This window comes from Streptomyces sp. HD (genome assembly GCF_028369295.1).
Taxonomy (GTDB): Bacteria; Actinomycetota; Actinomycetes; order Streptomycetales; family Streptomycetaceae; genus Streptomyces.
Genome location: NZ_JAQMYP010000140.1, coordinates 1 through 1,499 on the forward strand (window position 1 = coordinate 1; position 1,499 = coordinate 1,499).

Genomic DNA, 1,499 nt, shown 5'->3' on the forward strand with positions numbered 1-1,499 from the left:
TGGTCGATCCGTGGGCCAGCACCTGCGCGGCCTCCCCGCGCACCAGCCCCAGCAGCAACGCCTGCTGCTCCACCTCCGCCAGCCCGGCGAGCCGGGCACGCAGTCCCTCGCCCACCGCGTCCTGGGCTTCATCGGTCTCGGTGGCCGCGTTCAGCGCCTGGGCGACGTCGGGGATGTCCTCGATCAGCGGACGACGCCGGGCCATCGTGTACCCCGGCGTGAACAACGACCAGTCCATGTCGGCCACCGTCACCGACACCTCGTCCTGCTCCAACACCTGCCGCAACGCCCGAACCGCCAACTCCGGCTCCAGCAACCGCACACCACGCCGCGACAACTGCTCCGCCGTATCACCCACCGCCATCGCCGTGGCCCGCCAGCCACCCCACGACACCGACGTACCCGCAACACCACGCGCCCGACGGCCCCGAATCAGACCATCCAGGAAACCGCCCGCAGCAGCATTCGCCCCATTACCCGCACTGCCCCACACCGCAGCACCCGACGAGAACACCACGAACGCATCCAGATCCAGGCCCAGTTCGGTGGTCAGCCCGTCCAGATGACGCGCCCCCAGAACACGAGCGGAGAGCACCTCGGTGAAGTGTTCGGAACCGGCAGTGACGAGCTGCTCGTAACCGGACACGCCCGCGGCGTGGAAGACAGCGGTCAGGGGGTGCTCGTCCGGTATCCCGGCCAGCACCTCCGCCAGCGCGGCCCGGTCGGTCACGTCGCACGCGGCGAACGTCACCTCGGCACCCAAGTCACCCAGTTCTGCGGCGAGTTCATCGTTTTCACCGTTTCGGCTGACGAGCAGCAGGCGCTCCGCGCCCTCCTTAGCCAGCCAGCGCGCCAGGTGCCCGCCGACACCACCGGTACCACCGGTGATCAGCACCGTGCCCGACGGGCTCCACTGCCGCACGGGGGCCGGGTTGGCACCCAGAGGGGACCGCACCAGACGACGTCCGTACACGCCCGACGAGCGCACCGCGACCTGGTCCTCACCCTGCCCCGCGGCAAGCACCGCGGCCAGCGAGGACGCCACCCGCTCGTCCCACTCCACCGGAAGGTCGATCAGACCGCCCCAGCTGCCGGGCTGCTCCAAGCCGGCCACCTGCCCGAGCGCCCACACCTGCGTCTGCACCGCGGACACCGGATCATCCGCCGACGACACCGACGCAGCACCCCGCGTCAACACCCACAACGGCGCCTCCAGCCCCGCATCCGCCAGGGCCTGCACCAACTTCACCGAAGCAGCGGACGCGGACTCCTCATCCCAGGCCAGCAGCGACACCACACCCGAGGCATCCGCCAGCACCTCCTGGTCGAGGCCCTCCAGCACGGACACCTCCGCACCGGCAGCCGTCAGCGCTTCCCTGACCTCCTCCACCGGCGCGTCACCACCGGGGGTGACGACCAGCCACGTCCCCGACAACCGGCCCGCCGACGGCACCGTCACCGAACGCCACACCGTCCGATAACGCCACGAATCCAGCACC

At 70.6% G+C, this 1,499-nt stretch carries 1 protein-coding gene; it reads right to left on the minus strand.

Features of this window, described 5'->3' with window-relative positions; all coding sequences use genetic code 11:
- A partial coding sequence (locus tag POF73_RS45665; protein WP_272125449.1) for a beta-ketoacyl reductase occupies window positions 1-1,342 on the minus strand: 1,342 nt, incomplete at its 3' end.
- Window positions 1,343-1,499 lie beyond the last annotated feature (157 nt).